The sequence below is a fragment of the Polaromonas sp. P3_B1 genome, assembly GCF_056402935.1.
On record NZ_JBFUGK010000049.1, the window covers coordinates 14,605 to 39,837 of the forward strand.

19 protein-coding genes are annotated in these 25,233 nt (G+C 64.1%); 7 read left to right on the forward strand and 12 right to left on the reverse strand.

All coding sequences use genetic code 11. The annotated features are described in order from the left end of the window. Window positions 1-6 precede the first annotated feature (6 nt). The 6 genes from AC1DXS_RS22365 to AC1DXS_RS22390 form a co-directional block, all read right to left on the reverse strand. Window positions 7-795: a DUF899 domain-containing protein gene (locus tag AC1DXS_RS22365; protein ID WP_477739649.1), complete on the reverse strand. Its 789-nt coding sequence runs from the start codon at window positions 793-795 to the stop codon at window positions 7-9. Between the two features lie 137 nt (window positions 796-932). Further along, window positions 933-1,601 (reverse strand): Vgb family protein, encoded by a 669-nt coding sequence (locus tag AC1DXS_RS22370; RefSeq protein ID WP_477739650.1) that lies wholly within the window; start codon window positions 1,599-1,601, stop codon window positions 933-935. Between the two features lie 44 nt (window positions 1,602-1,645). Then, entirely contained in the window at window positions 1,646-2,866 is a 1,221-nt protein-coding gene (locus tag AC1DXS_RS22375; RefSeq protein ID WP_477739651.1) for a helix-turn-helix domain-containing protein, read from the reverse strand. Window positions 2,867-2,919: 53 nt separating this feature from the next. After that, window positions 2,920-3,636, reverse strand: a complete 717-nt coding sequence (locus AC1DXS_RS22380; protein WP_477739652.1) for an SIR2 family NAD-dependent protein deacylase — start codon at window positions 3,634-3,636, stop codon at window positions 2,920-2,922. Window positions 3,637-3,655: 19 nt separating this feature from the next. Further along, a complete protein-coding gene (locus AC1DXS_RS22385; RefSeq protein WP_477739653.1) occupies window positions 3,656-4,369 on the reverse strand; it encodes a hypothetical protein in 714 nt (237 codons plus the stop codon). Window positions 4,370-4,407: 38 nt separating this feature from the next. Then, window positions 4,408-5,241, reverse strand: coding sequence for a hypothetical protein (locus tag AC1DXS_RS22390; protein WP_477739654.1), 834 nt, complete (start codon window positions 5,239-5,241; stop codon window positions 4,408-4,410). Between the two features lie 202 nt (window positions 5,242-5,443). On the opposite strand from AC1DXS_RS22390, the gene AC1DXS_RS22395 reads away from it, so the two are divergent. The 6 genes from AC1DXS_RS22395 (at window position 5,444) to AC1DXS_RS22420 (ending at window position 18,586) form a co-directional block, all read left to right on the forward strand. Continuing rightward, entirely contained in the window at window positions 5,444-11,410 is a 5,967-nt protein-coding gene (locus AC1DXS_RS22395) for an alpha-2-macroglobulin family protein (RefSeq protein ID WP_477739655.1), read from the forward strand. Further along, window positions 11,407-12,624 (forward strand): serine hydrolase domain-containing protein, encoded by a 1,218-nt coding sequence (locus AC1DXS_RS22400; protein ID WP_477739656.1) that lies wholly within the window; start codon window positions 11,407-11,409, stop codon window positions 12,622-12,624. Before AC1DXS_RS22395 ends, AC1DXS_RS22400 begins: the two co-directional genes overlap by 4 nt. A 67-nt stretch (window positions 12,625-12,691) precedes the next feature. Further along, on the forward strand, window positions 12,692-13,378 hold the full coding sequence (locus AC1DXS_RS22405; protein WP_477739657.1) for a hypothetical protein: 687 nt from the start codon (window positions 12,692-12,694) through the stop codon (window positions 13,376-13,378). After that, a complete protein-coding gene (gene pbpC / locus AC1DXS_RS22410) occupies window positions 13,378-15,672 on the forward strand; it encodes a penicillin-binding protein 1C (protein ID WP_477739658.1) in 2,295 nt (764 codons plus the stop codon). The genes AC1DXS_RS22405 and pbpC overlap by 1 nt, the downstream gene beginning before the upstream one ends. A gap of 15 nt (window positions 15,673-15,687) precedes the next feature. Continuing rightward, complete coding sequence (locus tag AC1DXS_RS22415; RefSeq protein WP_477739659.1) at window positions 15,688-17,055, forward strand: TPM domain-containing protein; 1,368 nt, start codon at window positions 15,688-15,690, stop codon at window positions 17,053-17,055. 382 nt (window positions 17,056-17,437) lie between these two features. Next, the gene (locus AC1DXS_RS22420) at window positions 17,438-18,586 is read left to right on the forward strand and encodes an alpha-hydroxy acid oxidase (RefSeq protein ID WP_477739660.1); all 1,149 of its coding nucleotides are present in this window, start codon (window positions 17,438-17,440) and stop codon (window positions 18,584-18,586) included. A gap of 154 nt (window positions 18,587-18,740) precedes the next feature. On the opposite strand, the gene AC1DXS_RS22425 is transcribed toward AC1DXS_RS22420, so the two are convergent. The 5 genes from AC1DXS_RS22425 to AC1DXS_RS22445 all read right to left on the reverse strand — a co-directional run bounded on the left by AC1DXS_RS22425 (window position 18,741) and on the right by AC1DXS_RS22445 (window position 22,545). After that, the gene (locus AC1DXS_RS22425; protein ID WP_477739661.1) at window positions 18,741-18,956 is read right to left on the reverse strand and encodes a hypothetical protein; all 216 of its coding nucleotides are present in this window, start codon (window positions 18,954-18,956) and stop codon (window positions 18,741-18,743) included. Window positions 18,957-20,226: 1,270 nt separating this feature from the next. Further along, window positions 20,227-20,622 (reverse strand): hypothetical protein, encoded by a 396-nt coding sequence (locus tag AC1DXS_RS22430; RefSeq protein WP_477739662.1) that lies wholly within the window; start codon window positions 20,620-20,622, stop codon window positions 20,227-20,229. A gap of 86 nt (window positions 20,623-20,708) precedes the next feature. Continuing rightward, a complete protein-coding gene (locus AC1DXS_RS22435) occupies window positions 20,709-21,110 on the reverse strand; it encodes a DUF3224 domain-containing protein (RefSeq protein WP_477739663.1) in 402 nt (133 codons plus the stop codon). Between the two features lie 94 nt (window positions 21,111-21,204). Next, window positions 21,205-21,627 carry a DUF7684 family protein gene (locus tag AC1DXS_RS22440; RefSeq protein WP_477739664.1) on the reverse strand — a complete coding sequence of 141 codons (423 nt, stop codon included), beginning with the start codon at window positions 21,625-21,627 and terminating at the stop codon, window positions 21,205-21,207. 15 nt (window positions 21,628-21,642) lie between these two features. After that, entirely contained in the window at window positions 21,643-22,545 is a 903-nt protein-coding gene (locus AC1DXS_RS22445) for a c-type cytochrome (protein ID WP_477739665.1), read from the reverse strand. 299 nt (window positions 22,546-22,844) lie between these two features. On the opposite strand from AC1DXS_RS22445, the gene AC1DXS_RS22450 reads away from it, so the two are divergent. After that, window positions 22,845-24,026, forward strand: a complete 1,182-nt coding sequence (locus AC1DXS_RS22450; protein ID WP_477739667.1) for a Y-family DNA polymerase — start codon at window positions 22,845-22,847, stop codon at window positions 24,024-24,026. Here the strand turns inward: AC1DXS_RS22450 and AC1DXS_RS22455 are convergent. Further along, window positions 24,023-24,541 carry a DUF1569 domain-containing protein gene (locus AC1DXS_RS22455; RefSeq protein WP_477739666.1) on the reverse strand — a complete coding sequence of 173 codons (519 nt, stop codon included), beginning with the start codon at window positions 24,539-24,541 and terminating at the stop codon, window positions 24,023-24,025. The two genes, AC1DXS_RS22450 and AC1DXS_RS22455, sit on opposite strands and share 4 nt — an antisense overlap. Window positions 24,542-25,233 lie beyond the last annotated feature (692 nt).

Below are 25,233 nucleotides of genomic sequence, written 5' to 3' on the forward strand. Positions count from 1 at the left end.
TCCGCGTCAGGCTTTCGTGCTGCAGCACGAAGCGGCTTCGGGCGCGGGCGTGAACACAGCCTGCGATTCGTAGCGGTCATGGTGGCGCACCCAGTCCATCTTGTAGAAGCCGTCGTGCTCATCGCGGCCCTTGGGCGTGAGGTCCAGCATGTTGTAGGTGCCCATCATCACTTCCACGCCGCGGCCGTAGGTCGAGTAGGTGTGGAAGACCCGCCCCTCGCCGTCCTTGTAAAACAGGCTGATGCCGGGCGCCTCTTCGGCCGGGAATTCCGTCATGCCGTAGTTGTAGTTGACCGTGCCGTCGACCCTGTCTTGCGGCCTGAAGCTCACATGGAAGTCGTAGTTGAAGTCGCTGCCGTTGGACGACACCCAGGCAAACTGCCAGCCCATGCGCCGGCGAAAGCGTTCGATCTCAGGCAGGGTCGCGCGCGACACCGCCACAAAGCTGACATCGCGGTGCTCCAGGTGGATTTGCATGCCGGCCGTGTGGTCGGCCATGTAGGAGCAGCTCGGGCAGCCCTGCTCCCAGCCCGGGCCGAACATAAAGTGCTGCACCATGAGCTGGCGCCGGCCTTCAAACAGCTCGGCCAGCGAACGTTTGCCTTGGGGCGTGTCGAAGACGTAGTTTTTCTCGACATGGACCCAGGGCAAGGCGCGGCGCTCAGCGGCGACTTGGTCGCGCAGCCGCGTCAGCTCCTTCTCCTGCGCGAGCAGGGTTTTGCGCTCGGCCAGCCATTGGTCCCTGGGCACGATGGTGTGGTTCTCGGTGCTGGTTTCTGTATTTGCTGTGCTCATGATGTTCTCCTTGGTTTGAGATAAGGTTTGCGTGATCAAAGCGCTGCCCGACCCGTGCTGGTTCCGGGTGCGCTGGTTGTTGGCCTCAAGGCCGGGGAAATATCAGCGCAAGGACTGCATGCCTTGCGCGCTGCGTTCTAGGCCGCCTTGGGCCGCCGCACGGCGCGGACCTTGCCGCTCTTGCCGCCGCCCGCGTAAAACAGGTCGGCGCCGTCGGACTCCAGCCCGCTGACGCCCACGCCCTGCGGCATTTCAAGCCGCGTGATCACGGCGCCGCTCTGCGGGTCTATGCGGCGTATCTCGCTCTCGTCGCCCTCCCAGGTGCCGTGCCAGAGTTCGCCGTCCACCCAGGTCACGCCGGTGACGAAGCGGTTGGATTCAATCGTGCGCTGGATGGCGCCTGTCTTGGGGTCGACCTGGTGGATTTTTCGGTCGCGGTACTGGCCCACCCACAGACTGCCTTCGGCCCAGGTCAGGCCCGAGTCGCTGCCACTGCCGGGCGCCGGGATGGAGGCCAGCACCTTGCCGCTGGCCGGGTCTATCTTGGCGATGCGCGACTCGGCGATCTGGTACAGGTACTTGCCGTCAAAGGCTGTGCCGGCGTCGCCCGCGCAGTCCAGCGTGCGCGTCTGCTCGCCGCTGGCGGGGTCGAAGGCAATCAGTTTTGCGCCGGCGGCGGCCCAGACACGTTGGCCGTCGTGGGTGACGCCGGCGATGTCGTCGACGCCGGGGAAGCCGTATTCGCGCACGATCTCGGCGGGGCGCGCCTTGGGTTCGTTTGCTTGCTTGAGGGTCTTGCTCGTCATTGCTGCTCCTTGTTGCGTCGCTCATCGACGCCATGGAATCAACTCTATCCAATCGGCAGCGTGGCGGGGAGTAACAAGATCGTCGTGAATCCGGCGAGCGGCGGCGCCAGCCAGCGCTGCGCCCGCGCCCGGCCTATGGAGCGCGCCCTCCCCTCGGTTTCAAGCTCGGCCAGTGCCCGCTGCACGGTACGCTGGCTGTCGCCCAGGGCCAGCGCCAGGGCCGAAGTGGACCAGGCCGCGCCGTCGGAAAGCAGCGCCAGCAGCGAAGCCTGCTCGCCGTCCAGCGGCGGCGCCAGCACGGCCACGTCGCGTCCGCCCAGCGGCTTCAGGATAAAACCCCTTTCGGTCGCTTCAACGGCCGCCAGCGTTTTGACCAGCGCGCGCAACCGGCCTATCTCCACCCTGAGGCGCGCCCTGTGCGTCTCGTCAGGGTGCTTTGTGCGGAACACGCGCGCGATCAGGGCTTCGCGGTCCACATCACCGGGCCAGGCTTCGGCCAGCGCGCGTGCCAGTGCGAACAACACAGGCCGGCGCGCCAGCGGCCGCCACTGCTCACTCGCGCCAACCCCATGCCGGCACGCATCGACCACCAGCGCGTCCGAGGCCAGCAGCGCCGACACCTCATCCAGGCGCAACGCCTGCTCGCCGGCCGGCGTGAGCCGCCGGGCCGCGGGCCTGTCGAGTGCGGCCCGCGCCTCCGCGACTTCGGCTTGCAGCGCAGGCACCTGCGCACGCTCGGCCGCCACCTGCGCGCGCGCCAGCGCCATGCGCGCATCGCCTACTTGCAGCGAGCGCAGCGCCAACTCCGCCACGGTCAATTCAGCCACCGCCCTCAAGGAAGGCCTGAGGCCGCGCGCATCCAGCCGCGCCAGCGCGGCCCTGGCCTCCTCGAGCCGGCCCAGCAGCACACACCGGCGCGCCGTGATCAGCCAGGCCTGCAGCGCATTGGCATGGTCGGCATAAGCCTCCAGCGTGGCCGAGGCCGCCGCCAGCGCGCGCGGCGAACCGGCAAAGTCGCGCATGGCCAGCGCCACTTCAGCCTCCGCCACCACGCACCGGGCGCGCGCCAGCTCTTCATGCGCGCCAAAACCGCGCGCCGCGCGCCGCAGCAGTTCACGCGCGCGCGGGTGCTCGCCAAGCTGGGCCATGGCAATGCCGCGCAAAGCCAGCGCCGGCGGGTCGTCGCGCAGCGCCACACGCTTGAGCGCCCCCAGCGCATCACCGGCGGCCAGCGCGCGCGAAGAGGCGGTGATCAGGGAATCCATGGGCGTAGGCTACACGTTACGGCGATGCGGTGCGCTTGCGGCTTTGCATCGCTTCAGTCCGCAGACTGGGCTGCTTCCTTGAGCCATGTGGCGGCAATAGCAGGCACGATCTCGGTCGCCTTGCCCCGCATGAAAGTAAATCCGTAGGGCGGTTTTTCGACCTCGAAGGCGACAAGCACTTTCTTCGCCCTGCCCCGCGCCGACTTGACCAGCGAAGCGGCGGGATAGACCGAGAGCGAGGTGCCCACCACCAGCACCCTGGCGGCGGTGGCGACGTGCATGCGTGCTTCCTCGAAAAACCGCATCTCCTCTCCGAACCAGACGATATCGGGCCTGAGCTGGGTCCCATCCTCGCAGAGCTGACCGAGAGAGATGGGTTCTCCGTCGATACGGTAGCGCTTGGGAGCATCCGACGTGCCCCGCGCATAAGCGAGTTCGCCGTGCACATGGATGACCTTGCTGGAACCGGCCCGCTCATGCAGCTCATCGACGTTTTGCGTGATGACGACCACCTCGTAGGACGCTTCCAGCGAAGCGATTGCCGCGTGCGCCGCGTTGGGTTTGGCCTGCCACGCCAGCAGCCTGCGCTCGTTGTAGAAGGCCAGCACCGCTTCGGGCCGCAGCTTCCAGCCTTCGGGGCTTGCCACTTCCTGCCACGAGAAAGTTCTCCACAGGCCGCCCGAATCCCGGAAGGTCGGGAGGCCGCTTTCCGCACTGACCCCGGAGCCGGACAGGACGACGATTTTGTTGGCTTGGACGTCAGGTTTCATGGGCGCCTTGCGGATGCGGCTAGCTGCAGCCGCTCCCCGCCTGGGTCTTGCTGCGATCCACGACCACCACGCCTTTGTCCAGCAAGGGCTTGACCTTGGCCATGAAGAGCGCGAGATCTTGCGGCGTGTCATTCCCCGGCATGGAGACTTCGAGAAGCCGGCCCTGGGGGAGTTGCCACTCTTCCACCTTGAACGCGCCGACAGTGATGCGTTTCATGCGATTCTTGCACCCCATTGATTTCGCACGCATGGCTTCGGGAAAAGCTAGCGTCTTCTTCGCTTCACGCTCACAGGAAATCGAATAGGCCCGGCCGGGCTCCAGCGTCTGCAGCACCGAAACATCGGTCTCCTGCTTGACACTGGTGTTTTTGCCCAGGGCGCAGGCTGCCTCCGTGTCAAAGCCGCTGCCGAAGGGCCGCGGGCTGCGGTATTTCAGTGTCAGCTCGACCTTGCCGTCGGACCGGGTCCGCCTGCGGCCTATCGCCGGCGGGTCGGTGGCCACCGGCGGCGCCGACACCGTGAAGTACTCCACCTCATATTCCGTGACTTTGCGGCTGCCCTCCAGGCCCATCACCGCCACGGCGTCCTCGGCGGACACCGGCCCGCCGCTGCTCCAGCGCAGCGCGAATTCCGCGCCGCCGGCCCATGAGAGCACGGGCATCAGCAGGCATGCCACGCAGGTGCCGCGCACCAGGGACAAGCAAGCACTCGCAAACGTTCGGTATTTATTCATCACTGATTCCTCGCGTGTCTACGTGCCTTTCGCGACCCCTAGCTGCGCGGCTCGACACGGATTCCCGGCGCGTAGCAAACGTGCAGCACACCGGCCACCAGCTCGGACGATGCCTTCTGGAGGTGGTTGATGGCGATGTCCGCCGTGACGTATTCCTGCAAATTGCCCAGCGCTTGACCTGCGCTTGCCCAGATCGGAGCGAAATCCTCCGTAAGCTTCTGCAGCCGGACACGCTGCTGCGCGTTGCTGACCGCGGGTATTTTGAGCTCGGCGTTTCCGACCGTCAGCGCATGCGTCAATGTTCTGAGGTCATTGAGATTGCGCCCGAGATCGAAAACGGCGTCCTGGGACATTTCTGCGGCGGCAACCTTTCCGGCATTCCTGGCGAGGCTGTCGAGCAGTATCGGCAATTGCTGCGCAGCCGCGACGCGCGCGGGCACGGGGCGGCCTTTGCGTTCATTCGCCGCCACCTCCTGGGCCGGGCTGACCAGGACCAGTGACTCGCGAATCACATCGTGCAGGCCGTTCTGCACCGTTGGCAGGACATGGGGCTTCTGAAGAAGAATCTTCGCCGAATACTCCATACCCCCCACGAGAGGCGCAAGGCGGTCGAGAGACGGCGGAAGATTGCCACGCATCAGTGTCCGCAGCGCGTCCATGTGCTGCCTGAGTTTCGGAAAGGCTTCAGCGTCGCCGGCCCGCGCGGATGCGAGTACCGGCCGCATTCCGCTGGCCTGATCAAACACCTGGCAGGCAAGCTGTGCCTCAGGGCTTGTCTGCCTGATCTGGCCGAAAGCCGGTGCAGCGAGAAATATGCATGCCGCCATTGCGGTGGCTATCCAGCGCCCTGCAATGGGTGAACGTGTCCGCATCGAAGCCTCCCGTGTGTGTATTTGCGGCCACTATAGCCGCGACCCAACAATCCCATGCGCTGGCGCGCTCTCCGAGGGCCGGCGTGCCGGCCGGCACCCGAGCCACGCCTTGGGGCATTTTTCCCGGTGGCTGCTGCATTTTGTTACATACAAATCAGCTACGCTCTGGCTTCCCGAAGGAGAAGGAAACGTGAGCCCAACAATGAAAAAAGCCGCCCTGGCACTGATCGCGGCGGTCTCGCTGCATGCCCATGCCTTGCAGATCGTCAGTCTCTCACCCCAAGGCGAGGTCGCGCGTGTGCGGCAGATCGTCGCCAAGTTTGATGAAGGGGCCGTCAACTTCGGCGACCCGAAAGCGCCCGCCCCGCTGTCGCTGAGTTGCAGCGACGCGCAGGCCACCAAGGGTTCGGGCCGCTGGATCAGCGAGCGCGAATGGGCGTTTGAATTCGAGAACGACTTACCCCCCGGCGTGAGCTGCTCGGTGAACCTGGTCGGCACCTTCAAGTCGCCCAAGAGCCAGCCTGTGGCGGGCCCCTCTTCCTACAAGTTCAACACCGGCGGCCCGTTTATCCAGAACCTGCGCCCCGGCAGCTACCAGCGCATCGATGAAGAGCAGTACTTCCTGCTGCAGCTCAACGGCCCGGCCACGCTGCAAAGCGTTCGCGAGAACGTCTGGTGCGCCGTTGAAGGCCTGGGCGAGCGCGTGCCCGTCAAGCTCATCGACGGTAAGGAACGTGAGGAACTGCTCAAGTCGCAAGGCCTGGAAAAGGCCGCGGCGAATGACCCGCTGCGCTTCGTCACCCTGGCCTGCAACCGGCGCCTGACTTCGGCCAGCAAGGTGCAGCTGGTTTACGGCAAGGGTGTGAGCACCCCGAGCGGTGTGGCCAGCTCGGTCGAAAAACGCTACAACTTCCAGGTGCGCGAACCTTTCTCGGCCAGCTTCAGCTGCGAGCGCGAAAACGCACAATCGGCCTGCCTGCCGATGCGGCCCATGAGCCTGTCTTTCAACGCACCGGTGCCGCGCAAGCTGGCCGAAGCGATTCGCCTCAAGGGCGACAAGGACACGCTCAAGCCTTCTTTTGAAGAGGGCAACAGCGACGGCGACAACGTGGTCACCAACATCACCTTCAAGCCGCTGTTTCCTGAGCAGGCCCAGTTCTCGCTTGAACTGCCCAGCAACTTCAAGGACGCCTCGGGCCGCACGCTGCGCAATGCCGACAGCTTTCCGCTGAAGGTGGGCACGGGTGCGATGCCGCCGCTGGCAAAATTCGCCGCCTCGCCCTTCGGCATCGTCGAGCGTTTCGCTGAACCCAATACCAAACCCGGCGACCCGGCCCTGCTGCCGGTGACGCTGCGCAACGTGGAAGCGGCCCTGCAGGTCAAGGGCCTCGCCCCGGGCGCCGGCAAGGTCAGCGACCTGCAGCCGCGCACCGATGCCGACATCATTGCCTGGTTCCGCAAGGTGCAGCGCTATGACGAGTACGAGGTTCCGCGCAAGGCGGCCGCCGCCGACATCAAGGGTCCGCTGCCCAAGGCACTGGACTCGCAGGGCAAGGACTATGTGCAGTCGCGCATGCTGTCGCTGCTGGGCGGCCAGGCCGGTGTGAAGACGCTGGACCTGCCCAAACCCGTGGGCGGCGACCCGCGCCCCTTTGAGGTCGTCGGCATTCCGCTGGCGCCGGGCTTTCACGTGGTCGAGATCGCCTCGCAAAAGCTCGGCACCTCGCTGCTGGACGAACGCCACGGCGCGAGCCGCACCATGTATGTGCGCACTTCTGCCCTGGTGACCAACCTGGGCGTGCACTTCAAGCTGGGCCGCGAGAATTCGCTGGCCTGGGTCACCACGCTGGACAAGGGAACACCCGTGGCGGGCGCCACGGTGCGGGTCTCGGGCTGCAACGGCACCGAAGTCGCCAAGGCCGTCACCAATGCGCAGGGCATCGCGAACTTCGCCGACCTCTCGTCGGAGCCGCCGCGCTGCAACGGCAATAACAACGAGGACTACCGCAACGCCTACTTTGTCAGCGCGCGCAGCACGGTGGCCGGCGTCGAAGACCTGGCCTTTACCTGGAGCGACTGGCACAAGGGCATAGAACCCTGGCGCTTTAACGTGCCGACCAGCCGCGACCCCATGCCCGACGAGCGGGCCCACACGATTTTTGACCGCACGCTGTTCAGGGCCGGTGAAACCGTGTCCATGAAGCATGTGCTGCGCACCGAAACCAGCAAGGGCTTCGGCCTGCCCGAGGGAACGCCGGCCACCCTGGTCATCACCCATGTTGGCAGCGGCCAGCAATTCACCCAGCCCATCAGCTGGCGCAAGACGGCCACCGGTGGCCTGAGCGCCGAAAACACCTTCGCGATCCCCCCAGCCGCCAAGCTGGGCGTGTACGAAGTGCAGCTCAAGGCCCCGAACGACAGTGGCAAAGGCAAGGGCAACCGCGCCCGCAGCTTCAGCAGCGGCCAGTTCCGCGTCGAGGAGTTCCGGCTGCCGGTGCTCGAAGGCCGCATCAACCCTTCCGACAAGAAGGCGCTGGTCAACGTGAAATCCGTGCCGACGGATGTGCAGATCAACTATGTCTCCGGCGGCGGCGCCGTCAACCTGCCGGTGCGCGTGTCGGCATTGGTGCGCGCCAAATCCCTGAGCTACAGCGACTATGAAGAATTCAACTTCATGCCGCCGCGCGCCAACCGCGACCAGGCCGCCAATGCGGACGAAGAGAGCACCGCCTCGCAGGACCAGCGCGTGATCGCCGACAAGCTGCCGCTCACGCTGGACCGCAACGGCGCGGGCAAGCTCACCATCAACGACATCCCGACACGCAGGCAGCCGCAGGAGCTGCTGATGGAAGCCAGCTACGCCGACCCCAACGGCGAAGTGCAAACCATACGCAGCGTCTCCACCGTCTGGCCGGCCGCCGTGGTGGCCGGCATCAAGACCGAGGGCTGGGTATCGAGCAGCCAGAAAATCAAGTTCCAGGCCCTGGCGCTGGACCTGACGGGCAAGGTCGCACCGGACGTATCGCTTGAGGTGAAAGCCGTGGCGCGCATCACCACCACCAGCCGCAAGCGCATGGTGGGCGGCTTCTACACCTACGACAACAAGACCGAAACCAAAGACCTCGGAAGCGTCTGCAGCGGCAAGAGCGATTCGCGCGGCCTGCTGCTGTGCGAGACCAAGCTCGGCGAGCCGGGCGAAGTCGAACTCATCGTGACCGCCAAGGACAAGGACGGCAACACCATACAAGCGGCCAGCAATGTGTATGTCACGCGCCAGGGCGAACTCTGGTTCGGCGGCGAAGACCACGACCGCATGGACGTGCTGCCCGAAAAGAAAAGCTACCAGCCCGGCGAGATGGCCAAGTTCCAGGTGCGCATGCCCTTCCGATTCGCCACGGCGCTGGTCGCCGTTGAACGCGAAGGCGTGATAGACACCCAGGTGGTGCAACTCAACGGCCAGGACCCTACCGTCAACCTGCAGATCAAGGAAGGCTGGGGTCCGAATGTGTATGTCAGCGTGCTGGCCCTGCGCGGCCGGCTGCGTGAAGTGCCCTGGTACAGCTTCTTCACCTGGGGCTACAAGGCGCCGCGCGAGTGGTGGACCTCCTTCTGGTACGAAGGCCGCGAATACGTGGCGCCCACCGCGCTGGTCGATTTGAGCAAGCCGGCCTACCGGCTGGGCGTGGCGGAAATCCGCGTGGGCACCAAGGCCCACCAGCTCGACGTGAGCGTGAAGGCCGACAAGGAAAGCTACGCGGTGCGCGGCCAGGCGAAAGTCACCATCACGGCCAAGCTGCCCAACGGCCAGCCCGCCGCCAACGCCGAAGTGGCGCTGGCCGCGGTCGACCAGGCCCTGCTGGAGCTGATGCCCAACGACAGCTGGGATTTGCTGGGCGCCATGCTGCAGCGCCGCTCCTGGGGCGTGGAGACCTCGACCGCGCAGATGGAAATCATTGGCCGCAGGCACTACGGGCGCAAAGCCGTGGCGGCCGGCGGCGGCGGCGGGCGCAGCAACACGCGCGAGCTGCTGGAAACCCTGCTGCTGTGGAACCCGAGTGTGGTGCTGGACGCCAAGGGCCAGGCCGTGGTGACGGTGCCGCTCAATGATGCGTTGACGACCTTCAAGATCGTCGCCGTGGCCGATGCCGGCACCGGCCTCTTCGGCACCGGGCAGACCTCCATACGCGCCACGCAGGACCTGCAGATCATCAGCGGCCTGCCGCCGCTGGTGCGCGAGGACGACCAGTTCCGCGCGCAGCTGACCTTGCGCAACACCACCAAGGCCGCGATGAAGGTGGAGGTGAGCCCGCGCGCCACCCTGCTCGACCTGAAGCCGCAGACCGTGGACATCCCTGCCGGCGAGGCGCGCGAAGTGGCCTGGATGGTCACCGCGCCCGCGCAGCTGGCGCTCACACGCGCCGAAGCCATCCTGTGGGAGATCGAGGCCAAAGACACCATCAGCGGCGCGCGCGACGGCCTCAAGGCACGCCAGCGCATCATCCCGGCCGTGCCGCTCACGGTGCAGCAGGCCACGCTGGTGCAGGTGGACGGAAGCTTCACGCTGGACGTGAACCCGCCGGCCGACGCCCTGCCGGGCCGCGGGGGCCTGAAGATGTCGCTGCAGCCAAAGCTGGCCGAAGGCATGGACGGCGTGCGCGATTACTTCGCGATGTACCCCTTCATCTGCCTGGAGCAAAAAACCAGCAAGGCCGTGGGCCTGCGCGACGGCAAGCTCTGGCAGACCGTATTGGCGCAACTGCCCACCTACCTCGACAGCGACGGCCTGGCCAATTACTTCCCACCGCGCGACGGCGAAGCCAACCGCGGCAGCGATGCGCTGACGGCCTACCTGCTGGCCGCGACGCATGAGGCCTCGGGCATCAACCCGGCTTTTGCCCTGCCCGACGAGGCCCGGGCGCCCATGGAGCGCGGCCTGATCGCCTTTGTCGAAGGCCGCATCCAGCGCGAGTTCTGGAGCCCGCGCAAGGACCTGGACGTGCGCAAGCTGGCCGCGCTGGAGGCGCTGTCGCGCTACGGCAAGGCCCAGGGCCGCATGCTGGGCAGCATCACCGTCGCGCCCAACCAGTGGCCCACGCATGCGGTGATCGACTGGCTCAACATCCTCAAACGCGTGGCCGACGCGCCGCAGCGCGAGCAGCGCATCGCCGAAGCCAACCAGGTGCTGCGTTCGCGCCTGTCCTTCCAGGGCACCAAGCTGGTCTTCAGCACCGAGAAGGACGACTACTGGTGGTGGCTGATGACCAACGGCGACGTCAACACCGCGCGCCTGATGCTGGCCGTGATGGACGACCCGGCCTGGAAGGACGACATGGGGCGCCTGGCCAACGGCTTTATCGCGCGCCAGCAAAAAGGCGCCTGGCACACCACCACGGCCAACCTCTGGGGCGGCCTGGCGCTGGACAAGTTCTCGGCCAAGTTTGAAGCCACGCCGGTGGCCGGCGTGACCAAGGCCACACTGGCCGCGGCGGCAGCGAGTGCGGCCAGCGTGGAGTGGGCCAAGGTCGACCGCGTCAAGACCACCGACGCGGCCGGTGCGCCCAACCAGACCACCTTCTTCGGTGCCCCCGCTTCGCCCGGCAACCTGCGCAACAACAGCATGTTCCTGCCCTGGGGCGGTGCGGCGAAGGACACGTTGACGGTCACGCACCAGGGCCCGGGCAAGCCATGGCTCACGCTGCAATCGATTGCGGCCATCCAGCTCAAGGAACCTTTCAACGCCGGTTACCAGATCAAGAAGACCATCACGCCGGTAGAGCAGGCCGTCAAGGGTGTCTACACCCGCGGCGACGTGGTGCGCATCTCGCTGGAAGTCAATGCCAGCGCCGACATGACCTGGGTGGTCATCAGCGACCCGGTGCCCGGCGGCGCGACCATCCTGGGCGGCGGCCTGGGCCGTGACTCCGAGATCGCCACCAGCGGCGAGAAAAAGACCGGCACCGGCTGGCCCGCATTTGAAGAGCGCAGCTTCGAGGCCTTCCGCAGCTATTACGAATACTTGCCCAAGGGCGTGGTCAAGATGGAATACACCGTGCGCCTGAACAATGTCGGCGATTTCGCGCTGCCGCCCAGCCGCGTGGAGGCCATGTACGCGCCCGAGATGTTCGGTGAATTCCCGAATGCGCGGGTCAAGGTGGAAGCCGCGAAATGATCCAGCGCCGCGCCGTAGCCGCTTCGCTCGCAGCCTCGCTCGCCGCAGGCATTGCTCTGCCGCGCGTGGCGGCTGCGGCGGCTGCCGACTGGCAGCGCAGCCTGGGCTACCCGACGGGCCGGGGCCCCAACGGCAGCTGGACGGACAAGGACTACCGCATCGGCAATTACTCAGGCGGCTACGAAGCCATGTTCCGCGCACGGCCCATCGCCGCGCCGGCGCAGGCTTCCCCGCTGGCGACGGCCTCGGTTGAAAGCCTCAAGGCCTTTGCGCCCGTTGCCGACTCGGCAGCGGACTACCTCAAGGCCTGGCCGGTGACCGGCCTGCTGGTCGCGCGCAAGGGGCAAGTGCTGCTCGAGTCCTACCAGTTCGATCGCAAGCCCGAGATGCGCATGACCAGCTGGTCCATGGCCAAGAGCGTGACTTCGCTGCTGCTGGGCATCTGCCTGGACCGCGGCCTGATCCGCTCCATGGACGATACGCCGCAGATGTATGTCGAGGACCTCAAGGGCACACTGCACGGCGGTATTGCGCTGCGCCACCTGGCCAATATGTCCAGCGGTGCGGCCATACTGCACGACCGCGACAACCCCACGATTTACCCGCGCGCCTTCACCGGCGGCAATACCGACCTGGAAGCCGTGGTGCGCGGCTGGAACGCCGTGCAGGAGCCGCCCGGCACACGCTACAACTACAACGAGCTGTGCCCGCTGACCATCGGCATGGTGATACGCCAGGTCACCGGCAAACCCCTCGCCAGCTTTTGCGAAGAAGCCCTGTGGCAGCCGCTGGGCGCCGAAGGCGATGCCAGCTGGCTGTGCGACAGCAAAGGCAAGGAGTTCAACTGCATAGGCTTTGGCGCGCGGCTGCGCGACTGGGCACGGCTGGGCCAGCTGATCGCGCAAAACGGCGCCATCGAAGGCCGCCAGGTCGTCAGCAAAAAATGGATAGACGAATGCAGCTCCTGGTCCGCCGCCGACGCCCAGGGCCGGCACGGCACGGCCATGCGCTACTTCGGCTACAAAAATTTCTTCTGGCACCCCAAGGCCGACGGCAGCTGGATGATGATGAACGGCCACCACGGCCAGCGCGTGCTGGTGGACCGCGTGACGCAGACGGTGCTGGTGCAGACCGCCGTGGAGGCCGAGGGGCCTTGGCAGGCGCAGCTGCTGCAGATTTTTGGCGCGGCGACGAAAATTGGGTTACATGCATGAAAAAGATGAATGTGCCAGAGACGTTCGGTGAGTCGCCTTTTGCGAGAGCGAAGATGAAGGAGGCAAAGTGAAGCTTGCCGTTTATGCCCTCGCACTCCTGGGCGCCGGCCTGGCGCAGGCGCAATTCAGCACGCCCGCCGAGGGCGAATATGTCACCACCGAAGCTGCCTGGGGAACGCTGGAGGTCCAGGCCAGCGGAAAGTTCAGGATAGAAACCATAGGTGCCAACGGCCATATATGTGATCTGGAGGGTGTGATCACCAATGGCAAGGCGAAGATGGAAAAGTCCGCATGCCATCTCAGCTTCAAAGCCGACGGCCAGAATGTGAACGTCACGACCAATGGATCCGATGCATGCAGGGACTTTTGCGGCATGCGGGCTGGATTTGAAGGGCTTTACCGAAAGCCTCCCGCACTTTGTGTGAGCAAGAGTGTCGAAGCCTCAAGGAAAAAATTCAAAAAAGAGTATGTGGCCAGAAACTACAGCGCCGCGTTGGCCGCGATCAACCCTGTTGCCACGCAATGCAAACAGTTTCTCCACTGGATTGACTCAGGCTGGGTGCTGAACGACCTGGCGCTGACACAGCTCAAATTAGGCGATCGCGCCGGCTGCATCCGGACTTTGCAGGACCTGGCCCCGGATGCCGCGCTGTCCGACGAGGAAGTCAAAGGGAATTACCCACCGACCGATGCCGACATGTACCTGCCGGTGGTGCAGGCGACCCGGACCAACCTCAAACTCTGCGCCAAGTGATGAACTGTCAGTCGAAAAACGGTTTCGCAAGCATCACGTTGGCCCTGCTTCTTGCAGGTGGGGCGAGTTCGTCCGCCCACGCCGTCGCCAGCTTCGACGAAGTCAAACGCGACTTCAGGCCCTCCGAAACCCTGGTGCTGGACCGGAGCGGCGAACTCATCCAGCGCCTGCGCACCGACAAGGCCGTGCGGCGCGGCCAGTGGGTGGCCTTGCCCGATGTGTCGCCGGCCCTGCGCACGGCGCTGGTGCTCAGCGAGGACAAACGTTTTTACGAGCACAGCGGTGTGGACTGGCGGGCTGTGTCGGCCGCGGCCTGGGGCAACCTGTGGAACACCAAAACACGCGGCGCCTCCACCATCAGCATGCAGCTGGCCGGGCTGCTGGACGAAGACTGGCGCGCCGGCGCGGGCGGGCGCAGCATCACACAAAAAGTCGGCCAGACCGTCTCGGCCCAGATATTGGAAGCGCGCTGGCGCAAGGACCAGATTCTGGAAGCCTACCTCAACCTCGTGCCCTTTCGCGGCGAGATGGTGGGCATAGACGCGCTGAGCCGCACACTGTTCGGCAAGGCCGCGCACGGGCTGGACGAACGCGAGGCGGCGATCGCGGCGGCACTGGTGCGCGCGCCCAATGCCAAGGCGGCGCAGGTTTCGCAGCGCGCCTGCGGCGTGCTCAAGGTCATGCAAGCACCCGCCAAGGTGGATTGCGAGGGGCTCGATCTGTTTGCCGCCGCCGCGCTGCAGCGCAAGGCTTTTGATGCGAGCGAGGGTGTGGCGCCGCATTTGGCACGCAGGCTGGTGGCTACCCCTACCGTTCGGGCTGAGCTTGTCGAAGCCCGGGCCGGCAAACAGGCAGGCACTTCGACAAGCTCAGTGCGAACGGTGGTGTCTACCCTGCGCGCCCCCCTGCAACGCTTCGCCGTCCAAACCCTCACCCAGCAGTTGCGCGAGCTGCGCGGCCGCCATGTGGAAGACGGCGCGATTGTGGTGCTGGACAACGCCACGGGCGAGGTACTGGCCTGGGTCGGCTCTTCAGGCGAGCTCAGCGACGCGGCCGAAGTCGACGGCGTGACGGCGCTGCGCCAGCCGGGCTCCACGCTCAAGCCCTTTTTGTACGCACAGGCGATTGCCGAACGCCGCATCACGGCAGCCTCGCTGCTCGAAGATTCCTCCTCGCAGATACAGACCTCGGGCGGCCTCTACATCCCGCAAAACTACGACCGGCAGTTCAAGGGCCTGGTCTCGGCACGCACCGCGCTGGGCGCTTCGCTCAATGTGCCGGCCGTGCGCACGCTGGTCATGGTGTCGCCCGACGCCTTCCACAAACAGCTCAGGGCCGTGGGCCTGCCGCTCAAGGAATCGGGCGACTACTACGGCTACAGCCTGGCCCTGGGCAGCAGCGAGGTCTCGCTGCTGTCGCTCACCAACGCCTATCGCACGCTGGCCAATGGCGGGCGCTACAGCGCGCCCTCCCTCGCGAAAAACCCCAAGCCCGTCTTCAAGCCGGCGCTGGACGCACGCGCCGCCTTTATCGCCACCGACATCATGGCCGACCCGCTGGCGCGCGCGCGCACCTTCGGCACCGACAGCATTCTCGCTACCCGCTTCTGGACGGCCGTCAAAACCGGCACCAGCAAGGATATGCGCGACAACTGGGCCATGGGGTTTTCGCAGCGCTACACCGTGGGCGTGTGGGTGGGCAACGCCAGCGGCGCGCCCATGTGGGACGTGAGCGGCACCAGCGGCGCGGCGCCCATCTGGGCGGCGATCATGAATTACCTGCACAAAACCGAACGCAGCCGCGCACCCGTGCCGCCCGCCGGCCTGGTGCAAAGCCGCACGCAGTTCGGCAATCAGGGCGGCACGCCGCTGGAGGCGGCACGCAACGAGTGGTTTATCCAGGGGACGGAGCAGGCAGTGTTTGCCGCTAATTCCGGCAACGGTGATTTCGGCCCAGCCAAGGCCTCCAGGTCCGGCAAAAAACCCGCAGCCGAAGCCGACGCCCCGCCCCGCATCACCGCCCCGGCCTCGGGCACCATCATCGCGCTGGACCCGGACATCCCACCCAAAAACCAGCGCATCAGCTTCAGCGCCGAAGGCCGCGGCACACGCTGGATCATGGACGGCAAGGAGTTCGCGCGCGGCCCGCAGGCCCAGTGGTTGCCCTGGCCGGGCCGGCATGTGGTGCAGCTGGTCGACGCCGGCGGCAAGGTGGCCGACGAGATCAAATTCGAAGTGCGCGGCGCCGGGGTGCGCGAGGCCAGCGCGCGTGGCGGCACGGCCGCCAAACGTTGACCCTCACCCATCCGCATGCCCCAACACCACACCGCCCGGCAATCCCCGGCATCCCTGCCTCTGCCGGCAACACGGCGCCTCTTCCAAACCCTGCTTGTGCTCGGGGCGGCGCTGTGCATGCTGGGTGCCGGCGCCCGGCAAATGGCCGTGCCGACCGACACCGCACAAACAGCCGAGGCGGCCGACGCCGCGCAAATTGCAACCCCGACCGACACTGCGCAGATAGCCGTGCCGACCGACGCCATACGGGTGCCCGTGCCGCGCTACAGCGCGCGCGTGGTCGACACCACCGGCACGCTGAACAGCACGCAGATCGCGAGCTTGAACGAACAGATCCTGGCACTCGAGGCAGACACGCGCGCGGCGGTGGTCGTGTTCATGTTGCCGACCACGGGGGAAGATGCCATTGAGGAATACGCCATGCGCGTGTTCGAGGCCTGGAAACTGGGGGACACGAAGCGCGACGACGGCATCCTGATCCTGGTGGCAAAAGACGACAGGCGCATGCGCATCGAGGTCGGACAGGGCCTGGAAGGCAGCGTGCCCGACGTGCTGGCCGGCCGCATCATCGACGAGCAGATGAAGCCGCGCTTTCGCCGCAACGACTACGCGGGCGGGCTGGAAGCGGCCATCAACCACCTGGGCGAAGCGGTGCGCGGCAATGCCCCGCCCGTGGACGCAGAGGAACACGGCGTCACGCCTTTTGGCTGGGCGTTTTTGGCCTCCTTGCTGTGGGGTTTCGCCGTAGGTGCGGCTCGCGCGCACCGCAAGTGGAAATGGAAGTGGCCGGTGACGATGGGCGTGGCCGCCGCCCTGCCGCTGGCGGCGGCCGCCGCCCTGAAGGCGCCCGGCCTGGCGATTGTCCTGCTCACCTTCCCGGTGCCGCTGGCGTTTGCGCTGGGTTTTGGCTGCGGCCGTTCGCGCACCATGCGCAGGGTGGTGGGCGGTATCGCGGTAGTGATCGGCCTGATGGTCGGCATGGCCTATGCGGTGGGCGCCAACAGCTTCGGCCTGGGCTTGCTCTACGTCGCAGGGGGCGCTGTTGCTTGCCTGCTGCTGGGCCTCATCGGTGCGGGTGCTTACATGGCCTTCAAGCGCAGCCTGCTGGAGTTCGGCGTGCGCTGCGCCGTAGTGGCCGGCATCGTGGGCTACGTGGCCTTCAAAAACCCGCCGGACCTGCTCTTTATAGACCTGGAATCCTGGTTGCCCACCGGGATCGCGGCCGGCCTGGCGATGCTGTTTGGCTTCTTCCCGGGCAGCGTCAGCACCAGCAGCGGGGGTGGCAGCTCATCGAGCAGCAGTTCGAGCTCAAGCTCCAGTTCCAGCAGCCGGAGCTCGTCGGGCGGCTCCAGCAGCGGCGGCGGTGCCTCAGGCAGCTGGTAGAGGGACGGCCGTGGCCGGCGTACCCCTGTTGAAATAATTTGAAGCCCGCCAAAATTTATTCAATCGCCCGCCGACCCAAAGCTTTAGCATCAGAACCTGTTCACGGTCTAAACGGGGCCGCGTTGGGGTGCAATCGGGATGAGTGGGCCGACCGGGCACGCCGCATGGGCTAATGCCCATGCAAGGGCCTGGGTGGCTCAATCGCCCGATTTCACCCCAACCCGGAGGGCAAGCCCCTTCTCGGGCGGTCTGCGGCGTTGCAGCGCTAGCCCATAGGTGAACTATGGGCGTCGCACCGCGCCTTGCATCCCATCCCGAGAAGGTGCTTGCGCGGCTCCGTTTAGACCGTGAACAGGTTCTAGCCACTGAGGAGACATTCACCGTGCCCGTGATCACCAACATTGAAGACCTGCGCGTCCTGGCCAAAAAACGCGTGCCCCGCATGTTCTACGACTACGCCGATTCCGGCTCGTGGACCGAAAGCACCTACCGCGCCAACGAAAGCGACTTCCAGAAGATCAAGCTGCGCCAGCGCGTCGCCGTCAACATGGAAAACCGCAGCACGGCCACCACCATGATCGGCCAGCCGGTCGCCATGCCGGTCGCCATCGCGCCCACGGGCCTCACCGGCATGCAGCACGCCGACGGTGAAATCCTGGGGGCCCGCGCCGCCAAAAAATTCGGCATCCCCTTCACGCTCTCGACCATGAGCATCTGCTCCATCGAAGATGTAGCGGCCGGCACCGACCGCCACCCCTTCTGGTTCCAGCTCTATGTGATGAAGGACCGCGCCTTTATCGAAAGCCTGATAGACCGCGCCAAGGCGGCCAATTGCTCGGCGCTGGTGCTCACGCTGGACCTGCAAATCCTCGGCCAGCGCCACAAAGACCTCAAGAACGGCCTGAGCGCCCCACCCAAGCCCACGCTCTCCACCATCCTCAACCTCATGACCAAGCCGCGCTGGGGTTTAGGCATGCTGGGCACCAAACGCCACGGCTTCGGCAACATCGTCGGCCACGTCAAGGGTGTGGAGAACATGGGCTCACTCTCGGAATGGACCGCCAAGCAGTTTGACCCGGCCCTCAACTGGGGCGACGTCGAATGGATCAAAAAACGCTGGGGCGGCAAATTGATCCTCAAAGGCATACAAGACGTCGAGGACGCCAAACTCGCCGTCAACTCAGGCGCCGATGCCCTCATCGTCTCCAACCACGGCGGCCGCCAGCTTGACGGCGCGATGTCCTCCATTTCCTGCCTGCCCGAAATCATCGCGGCCGTGGGTAACCAGATTGAAGTGCATATGGACGGCGGCATACGCTCCGGCCAGGACGTGCTTAAGGCCATTGCCCTGGGCGCCAAAGGCACTTACATAGGCCGAGCCTTCCTCTACGGCCTGGGCGCCATGGGCGAACAAGGCGTGACCAAGGCGCTGGAGATCATCCACAAGGAGCTGGACTTGACCATGGCGTTTTGTGGGCGGACGGATATCAAGGCGGTGGATACCGGGATTTTTGTGCCTGGAACTTATTGAGAGTGGGGGTGGGGGACTCAACCCTCGCCGCACGGTGGACTGATTCGGTTCCGGGTTCGGGCACCACGGCTTGTCTCTTCAGTCATGAGATTGAAGTTTGTCCGCATCCCCATTCGGTCAGACTTCAGTGGGAGTCACACTTTTTCACAGCAATTCAGCCGAAGACTGCGCCAAGAGTCTCCGCTTTCCTTCGGAATTCATCCCTCGCCGATTCGGAGGTGAACTCAAGAGTTACAGCCTCCCCCGCCAGGAGGCGTTCGACCTCGACCTTGGCCTGGATCAATGAGCCAGTCGAGTAGTTCTTGACAGCCTCAATGAGCGACACCGTCTGAGCACCTTTCTTCCAAGAAATCATTGTGAGAATCATCATAGTCCTGTGCTGATAATTATCGGACGAGGTACATGACCGGGATTGGCGCCGGTAGTACGCCCTCCCTCAATAACTACTTCCTTGACGCCGTGTCCACGTCCAAACGTGTTGAATTCCGCGTCGATGTGCCCGCCTTTTTCGCAGTCACTTGACCCCATCAAAACCCTGAAATGCGGATTGCCAGTTCTGCGCGAAAGGACATCATCAGTGGCTCAGTGCTCGATGAAAAAACGGATCAAACACACACGAAAATCCACAGCGGGTTCCTGGTGCGTCCTGAATCTGATCGATCCGGTTGCTGCTTAGAAAATTTTATTTTCTAGCTTCCTAACTCGCTCGTCTAACTTGATGATCGAAACATAACAGAAGACAAAAAATATAGACAAAAACGCAATTAATGCGTAGTAAAGAGTTGAACCGATTTTTGCCTCAAGCAGGGAAAACAAGGCAGCATTGGCAAGGATCAGGGCAAATATTCCAAGTAGTCGCATAGTCATTTTGTAGAACAGGATGTTGAATTCGCGTCGATGTGCCCGCATTTTCACAGTCACTTGACCCTATCGCAGGCCCGGAATATGGCTCTTCAGTGCTGTGCATAGGGGCGTGCCCAATGGCACCTCGTTCGATGGAAAAACGGGTCAACCGAGCACGGAGATCCACACCGCTGTCATCTCGTATTTCTAGTAGATGCTAATCCCCAGAGGCGCCCGATGACGTGCCAGCATGTCCGCCAATTCGGGGCTTATTGACGGTCCATATGCGGTTCCAAGGCCGCCCCACCAGGCGAATGACAACTCATACTCAGCGCCGATCGATTTCCACTCGGTCAAATCGAATTCCGGCCTAAAGTTAGAAAATAGCCATTCAACATGCCTCAGTATGTCTGGGCCCTTAACTTGCCCCGATGATGACAATACGCCGAAATAGCGAAATGACGGGGCCGGTAACGAGAAACCAAGGCGGCGTTTGCGCTCGGTAGCCGCTTTCTCCTCTGGCGAATCTCGGTCAGTTATTTTCAGCCGTTGTACCCGCCGCGGCAACATTGCTTGCACGAGCGGTGGCACCTCATTTGAGCGCACGCACAAAATGCAGTGATAGTTAAGATTTCTTTCCACTGTGGCCTCTACTACTCGCCACCGCTCTTCTGCCACGTGCAGCCCAGCGAGCGGTGTCTTCAATTACTTCACCGTTGCTTGGTTATGGGTTAACTTTTCTCAAAGTTTGCTCCAGTTATCAGTCGGGCCTCAGCGCAGTTCAACAGACTGCAGCCTTACTTGGCCGTTTGATTTTTTTCTGCCGCTGCTTTTAAGACCTCGTTGAGCTTGCTGTCAAACTCCGCATCCACAGGCCCACGAGTGTTTTCCGGTAACTTCAATCTGAGGCTTTCATATCCGGAAAACCATTTCGGCATTGCGTTTGGACTTTGAACCCAAAGCTCCCAATCTCCGTATTTATCGGCCTCCAGTATGTTTGCTTCCGCCGATGCACGGAGCACCAGCATGGCGTCAGGCGTGTCACCCTTTTGCAAGTATGCCAAGGCCGAGTAGCTCGTCATGAACGAGGCCATCGCATGCTGCCCTCGATAAACCACTGCGCTGGCTGTCCAGCCGACAACAAGGCTGGATATCACCAGCAGCGATGGCACAAAGAGGGATTTGAATTTCATGTCAGGGTCTCTCGAATCTTCAGCCCAATTCAACATCTCAACACTTTTGGTGGCTCGCCATAGTGTTGTCGACCATCTCTGCCATCTCACACCCGCGGTGCAATCTCATAGTCCATCACATACGAATGCTTGCCATCGGCAACCTGTATGCCCAGCGTGCCGCTCAGGCCGGTGAGTTCATCAGTCCCTGAATCGGGCACCACGCTCACCGTCAACTGCGGCGCGCCGCGGTTCATGGTGCCGCTGTGTTGCAGCACAAAGCTGCCGCTTTTGCCGTGCAGCGTGCCGGTCACGCGTTCCATCGCGACGTAGCCGGCCGAGCCTTTGACGGCGGTGCCGGCGCTGAGCATCTCGCCCTGGCTGGTGGCTTGCAGGTCACCACTGAAGGTCTTGTTGATGGAGAGGCGTCCCATCAGCGGCCCGGCGTCCGCATTCGCCAGCGCTTGCGGAGCTAGCTTGACTTCAAAGGTTCCGGTGGCTTTGCGCATGGCATTCACTTTCAGGAAGAGGTGGCAATGCCGGCCATGATGCCAGAGTGCCGGAGCGGGATCCACAAAGGCCGGTTGATCTCTAATAAATGAATCAAGCGCCTTGATACATCGCGATGAATTCGTTTTCCCGTTCTTCGTCGGAAATGTGGAGTATCACCGTGCGCTCCAGCGCGACAGCTGGATGCGACGCACAGTTCCTGGAAAACCAGAATACCTGGGCAAGTTCCTCCTCGGCATGCCAGCTCGTTATCACGAATTTGTCTTCTGKAATTTCCCCAAATCCAAACGACTCCAGATTGGCGATGTCCAACGAGTCGTCCCACAAGCTGCAGTCGCAACCCCACGCCAGCATGTACAGGCAACCGCAATCAATCAACCACTTGCTGACCTCTGCCCGCCAATGCGCTGAAACCTCCGCATCGGCCACCACAATTGCCCGAAATGGCGCTTGTGCCAATACAGGAGGCAAAGGGCCTCCGGGTTTCAGATGTACATACGCAGCGGAACTGGACATGCGAGATTGTCGCTGTCACCGCTGCCCGAAAGGCCTGGCCGGCACCGTCTGCAGATAGGCGTACAGCGCCTGCGCGTCAACGTCGTTGAGGGCGCGCAGGGATTCGAAGGGCATGACGCTGATGGCCGTGCCGTCGGGGCGCTTGCCGCTGCGCAGCATGGCGACAAACGCGCCGGCGTCTTTGTAGCGCGGCATGGCACTGCCCTCGCCCGGCGTCAGGTTGGCGGCGGGCGCCCAGTCGGGCGGGCCGCCGGGGATCTTGCCGCCGGCCAGGCCCGCGCCGTGGCAGCCTATGCACATATTGGCGACGTAGGCGCCGTGGGCCGCGGTCACGCCTTCGGCAATCGGCTTGGCGGGCGGCAGCGTGTGGTCGATTTTTTGCGCGGCGTCTTTGATCGCGTCAAACGCGTAGAGCACGCGCACCGGCAAGGGCAGGTCGAGCACGGCGGCGCCGCCCATTTTGGGTGGCATGGCCTTGACGTAGGCGACCAGCGCGCCCAGGTCTTCGTCGGTCAGGCGGTTGTAGTCTTCACTGGGCATGACAAACACCGGCCGGCCGTCAGGCTTGACGCCGTGGCGCACGGTGCGCACCCAGTCTTCGGGTGTGTAGCGCGCCACCACATTGCCCTCACCGGGCGTGATGTTGGGGGCGGCCAGGCGCATGCCCTTGCCGTCGTTCATGAATTCGCGGCCCGCGCCGTTGGCGCCGTGGCAGTCGGCGCAGCCGCGCGAGTTGTACAAGTAGGCGCCGCGCTCCAGCGCCTGGGCCGCAGCCGGGATGGCCACGGGCTGCACGGCCACCTTGATCTGGCGCTGGCTTTTGCTGTCGGCCATCTGGCTTCCGACTATGGCCGTGCCGGCCAGCAGCAGCAGCACCGCGCCGGTGATGCCGGCGCTCCATTTGATCCATCGTTTCATCGTGTCTTTTCGGGGTCTTGTTGTGGGGTGCAGGCTGGGTCGCGTCATGGGCCGCTTGTGCTGTTTTAGGCAAAGGCGGAATTTTAGAAATCCCCTAAGGAAATAACAGCGGAAATATTTGCCTGCAGCCGCGCTTGTTGCTGTCGCCAGGGCTGCACCAGCCTTGCAGCCGCGTGGGCCAAATAGGACCGAATCGTGTCGAGCCGGCGGGGCCCGCTGGCCCGAATTGCTATGCTTGCCGGGTGAGCGACCCGTTCCCTTCCCCCGCGGCCAAGATTCGCCGCATTGCCCACCTCGATATGGATGCTTTTTTTGCGTCCGTCGAGCTGCTGCGCTACCCGCAGCTCAAGGGATTGCCGGTGGTCATAGGCGGCGGCTGGCGCAAGGTCGACGAGGAGTTGCGGGCCGCGCAGGGCGAGCGCGCGCTGCGTTTTATCCCGGTCGAAAGCTTTCCGCTTCTGAAGGACTATGTGGGCCGCGGCGTCATCACCACGGCCACCTATGCGGCGCGGCAGTTCGGCGTGGGTTCGGCCATGGGCATGATGAAGGCCGCCAAGCTGTGCCCGCAGGCCATCGTGCTGCCGGTGGATTTCGCGGAAATCCGCAAGTACTCGCAGCTCTTCAAGAGCACCATCACGGAGATCGCGCCGCTGATGCAGGACCGCGGCGTGGACGAGGTCTACATCGACTTCACGGACGTGCCCGGCGGCCAGCGCGAAGGCGGGCGCGTGCTGGCGCGGCTGATCCAGAAAGCGATTTTTGAAAAGACGGGCCTGACCTGCTCGGTGGGCGTGGCGCCCAACAAGCTGCTGGCCAAGATGGCCAGCGAGTTCAACAAGCCCAACGGGATTTCCATCGTTTACGAATCCGACCTGCAGGAAAAGATCTGGCCGCTGCATGTGCGCAAGATCAACGGCATAGGCCCCAAGGCCGGCGAGAAGCTCGCCAGGCTGCATGTCCACACGATTGGCGAACTCGCCGCGCAGGACCCGGGCTGGCTGGTGGACAACTTCGGCAAGGCCACCGGTGCCTGGATGCACGAGGCCGCCTGGGGCCGCGACGACCGCCCGGTGGTGACCGAGAGCGAGCCGGTCAGCATGAGCCGCGAAACCACCTTCGACCGCGACCTGCACGCGGTGCGCCACAAGGCCGAGCTGGGTGCCATCTTCACCGACCTGTGCCTGCGGCTGGGCGAGGACCTGCAGCGCAAGGGCTATGTCGCCAAAACCATAGGCATCAAGCTGCGCTACGACGACTTCAAGATCGCCACGCGCGACCAGACCGCTGACAGCTATACCGACGACGGCGCCACGATTCGGCGCCTGGCCGGCCAGTGCCTCAAGCGCGTACCGCTCGAGAAAAAACTGCGCCTGCTGGGCGTGCGCGCATCCACGCTTGCGCGCGCTGGTGAGGTGCCGCTTGCCGAAGAGAAAAGAGATCCGGAGCGCGCCGACTCCAACACCACCGACCAGCTGTTCTAGCGGACCTGTACGACGATTTCGTCCTGGTGGTTGGCGATGTGGAAGGCATGAGCCAACGCAAAGTCGGCCTTGCTGAGTGCGCCATAGGCGAAGTGCGGCTTCAACGCGCCCTGGTGGCGCGTGAAGCGCTCAATCGCGGCACGCAGCCGGGCCGATGCGGGCCGCCAGTCGCCTTCGCGGTGAAGGGCTGGCGCACCGGGAATCGGCTCGCTGAGGCTGTGGCTCATGTGGCCACGCCACTTGAAGAACGCAAATGCCGCCGAGCCGGCCGTGCTCTGGAAAAAAGCGCTCTTGGGCTGCGGAAAACCGTCCAGGCTCATCTCCACGCTTTGCGCCATGTGCTCCAGCACCGAGACCATGGGCCACTGACCCGTGGTTTTGACGGCAGCCGCCTTGTCCAGCGTGTCCAGCCAGCGCAGGACGTCATCGAGTGAGCCTACTTTGGGCAGGTCGGCCATGGCGAAATCTCCGGTCAAAGCGGCCGTTGTGGCGGCCAGGAAGGTGCGGCGGTTCATGGCTCGGGATGGTAGCAGTCGCGGGGGGCGACTGCGTGTTGCCCAGGTGACTGGTTGCCGGGTCTTGCTCCGGCAAGTGCGCTCTCCCCCTTCTCTCCTTCCCGCTCTCTTCGTCTTTCTGCTTACTCTGCTGAGGTTGGCTGGCCGGGGGTAGCCCGGCAGCTACTCACTTTTATCGAAACCCGCAAAGCGGGTTTTCTTTTGTTCGCCAAAAGGCGCGCTACGCGCGCGGGGTTTGCTCACTTCGCGCAGCGAAGTTACGCAAACACCAAAAGTAAGCAAAAGAAAAGGCGACCCTGGTATCTGCGTCCCTCCGCTTCGCTGCGGGCAGCCTGTGGTGCTCGGTCCAGACGGGGTCAAAAACAACTCGCTTCGCTCAAACACGTTTTTGCCCTTATCCGTCTGGACCTGCGCTCCTCGGCGCATACACAAGGGGCCCGACTACCAACAGCCAAACAGCCGAAGACACAACCCCGAATACTTGAAACAACAAGGACACGCCGTGGCGTGTCCTTGTTTTGGAGTTCGGTATTTTTCTTCTTGTATTCGGACTTCCCCGTCCTGGCTGGGCCGAGGAGCGCAGAGACAAGCGGATCAGGGCAAAAACGTGTTTGAGCCGCAGGCGAGTTGTTTTTGACCCCGCTTGGCTCGAGCACCACAGGYTGCCCGTAGCGAAGCGAAGGGACCCAGAC

Excerpts from the sequence above, each read along its gene's own strand:
- AC1DXS_RS22365 (WP_477739649.1), bottom strand. The coding sequence starts at position 795 with ATGAGCACAGCAAATACAGAAACCAGCACCGAGAACCACACCATCGTG.
- AC1DXS_RS22370 (WP_477739650.1), bottom strand. The coding sequence starts at position 1,601 with ATGACGAGCAAGACCCTCAAGCAAGCAAACGAACCCAAGGCGCGCCCC.
- AC1DXS_RS22375 (WP_477739651.1), bottom strand. The coding sequence starts at position 2,866 with ATGGATTCCCTGATCACCGCCTCTTCGCGCGCGCTGGCCGCCGGTGAT.
- AC1DXS_RS22380 (WP_477739652.1), bottom strand. The coding sequence starts at position 3,636 with ATGAAACCTGACGTCCAAGCCAACAAAATCGTCGTCCTGTCCGGCTCC.
- AC1DXS_RS22385 (WP_477739653.1), bottom strand. The coding sequence starts at position 4,369 with ATGAATAAATACCGAACGTTTGCGAGTGCTTGCTTGTCCCTGGTGCGC.
- AC1DXS_RS22390 (WP_477739654.1), bottom strand. The coding sequence starts at position 5,241 with ATGCGGACACGTTCACCCATTGCAGGGCGCTGGATAGCCACCGCAATG.
- AC1DXS_RS22395 (WP_477739655.1), top strand. The coding sequence starts at position 5,444 with ATGAAAAAAGCCGCCCTGGCACTGATCGCGGCGGTCTCGCTGCATGCC.
- AC1DXS_RS22400 (WP_477739656.1), top strand. The coding sequence starts at position 11,407 with ATGATCCAGCGCCGCGCCGTAGCCGCTTCGCTCGCAGCCTCGCTCGCC.
- pbpC (WP_477739658.1), top strand. The coding sequence starts at position 13,378 with ATGAACTGTCAGTCGAAAAACGGTTTCGCAAGCATCACGTTGGCCCTG.
- AC1DXS_RS22415 (WP_477739659.1), top strand. The coding sequence starts at position 15,688 with ATGCCCCAACACCACACCGCCCGGCAATCCCCGGCATCCCTGCCTCTG.
- AC1DXS_RS22425 (WP_477739661.1), bottom strand. The coding sequence starts at position 18,956 with ATGATGATTCTCACAATGATTTCTTGGAAGAAAGGTGCTCAGACGGTG.
- AC1DXS_RS22430 (WP_477739662.1), bottom strand. The coding sequence starts at position 20,622 with ATGAAATTCAAATCCCTCTTTGTGCCATCGCTGCTGGTGATATCCAGC.
- AC1DXS_RS22435 (WP_477739663.1), bottom strand. The coding sequence starts at position 21,110 with ATGCGCAAAGCCACCGGAACCTTTGAAGTCAAGCTAGCTCCGCAAGCG.
- AC1DXS_RS22445 (WP_477739665.1), bottom strand. The coding sequence starts at position 22,545 with ATGAAACGATGGATCAAATGGAGCGCCGGCATCACCGGCGCGGTGCTG.
- AC1DXS_RS22450 (WP_477739667.1), top strand. The coding sequence starts at position 22,845 with ATGGATGCTTTTTTTGCGTCCGTCGAGCTGCTGCGCTACCCGCAGCTC.
- AC1DXS_RS22455 (WP_477739666.1), bottom strand. The coding sequence starts at position 24,541 with ATGAACCGCCGCACCTTCCTGGCCGCCACAACGGCCGCTTTGACCGGA.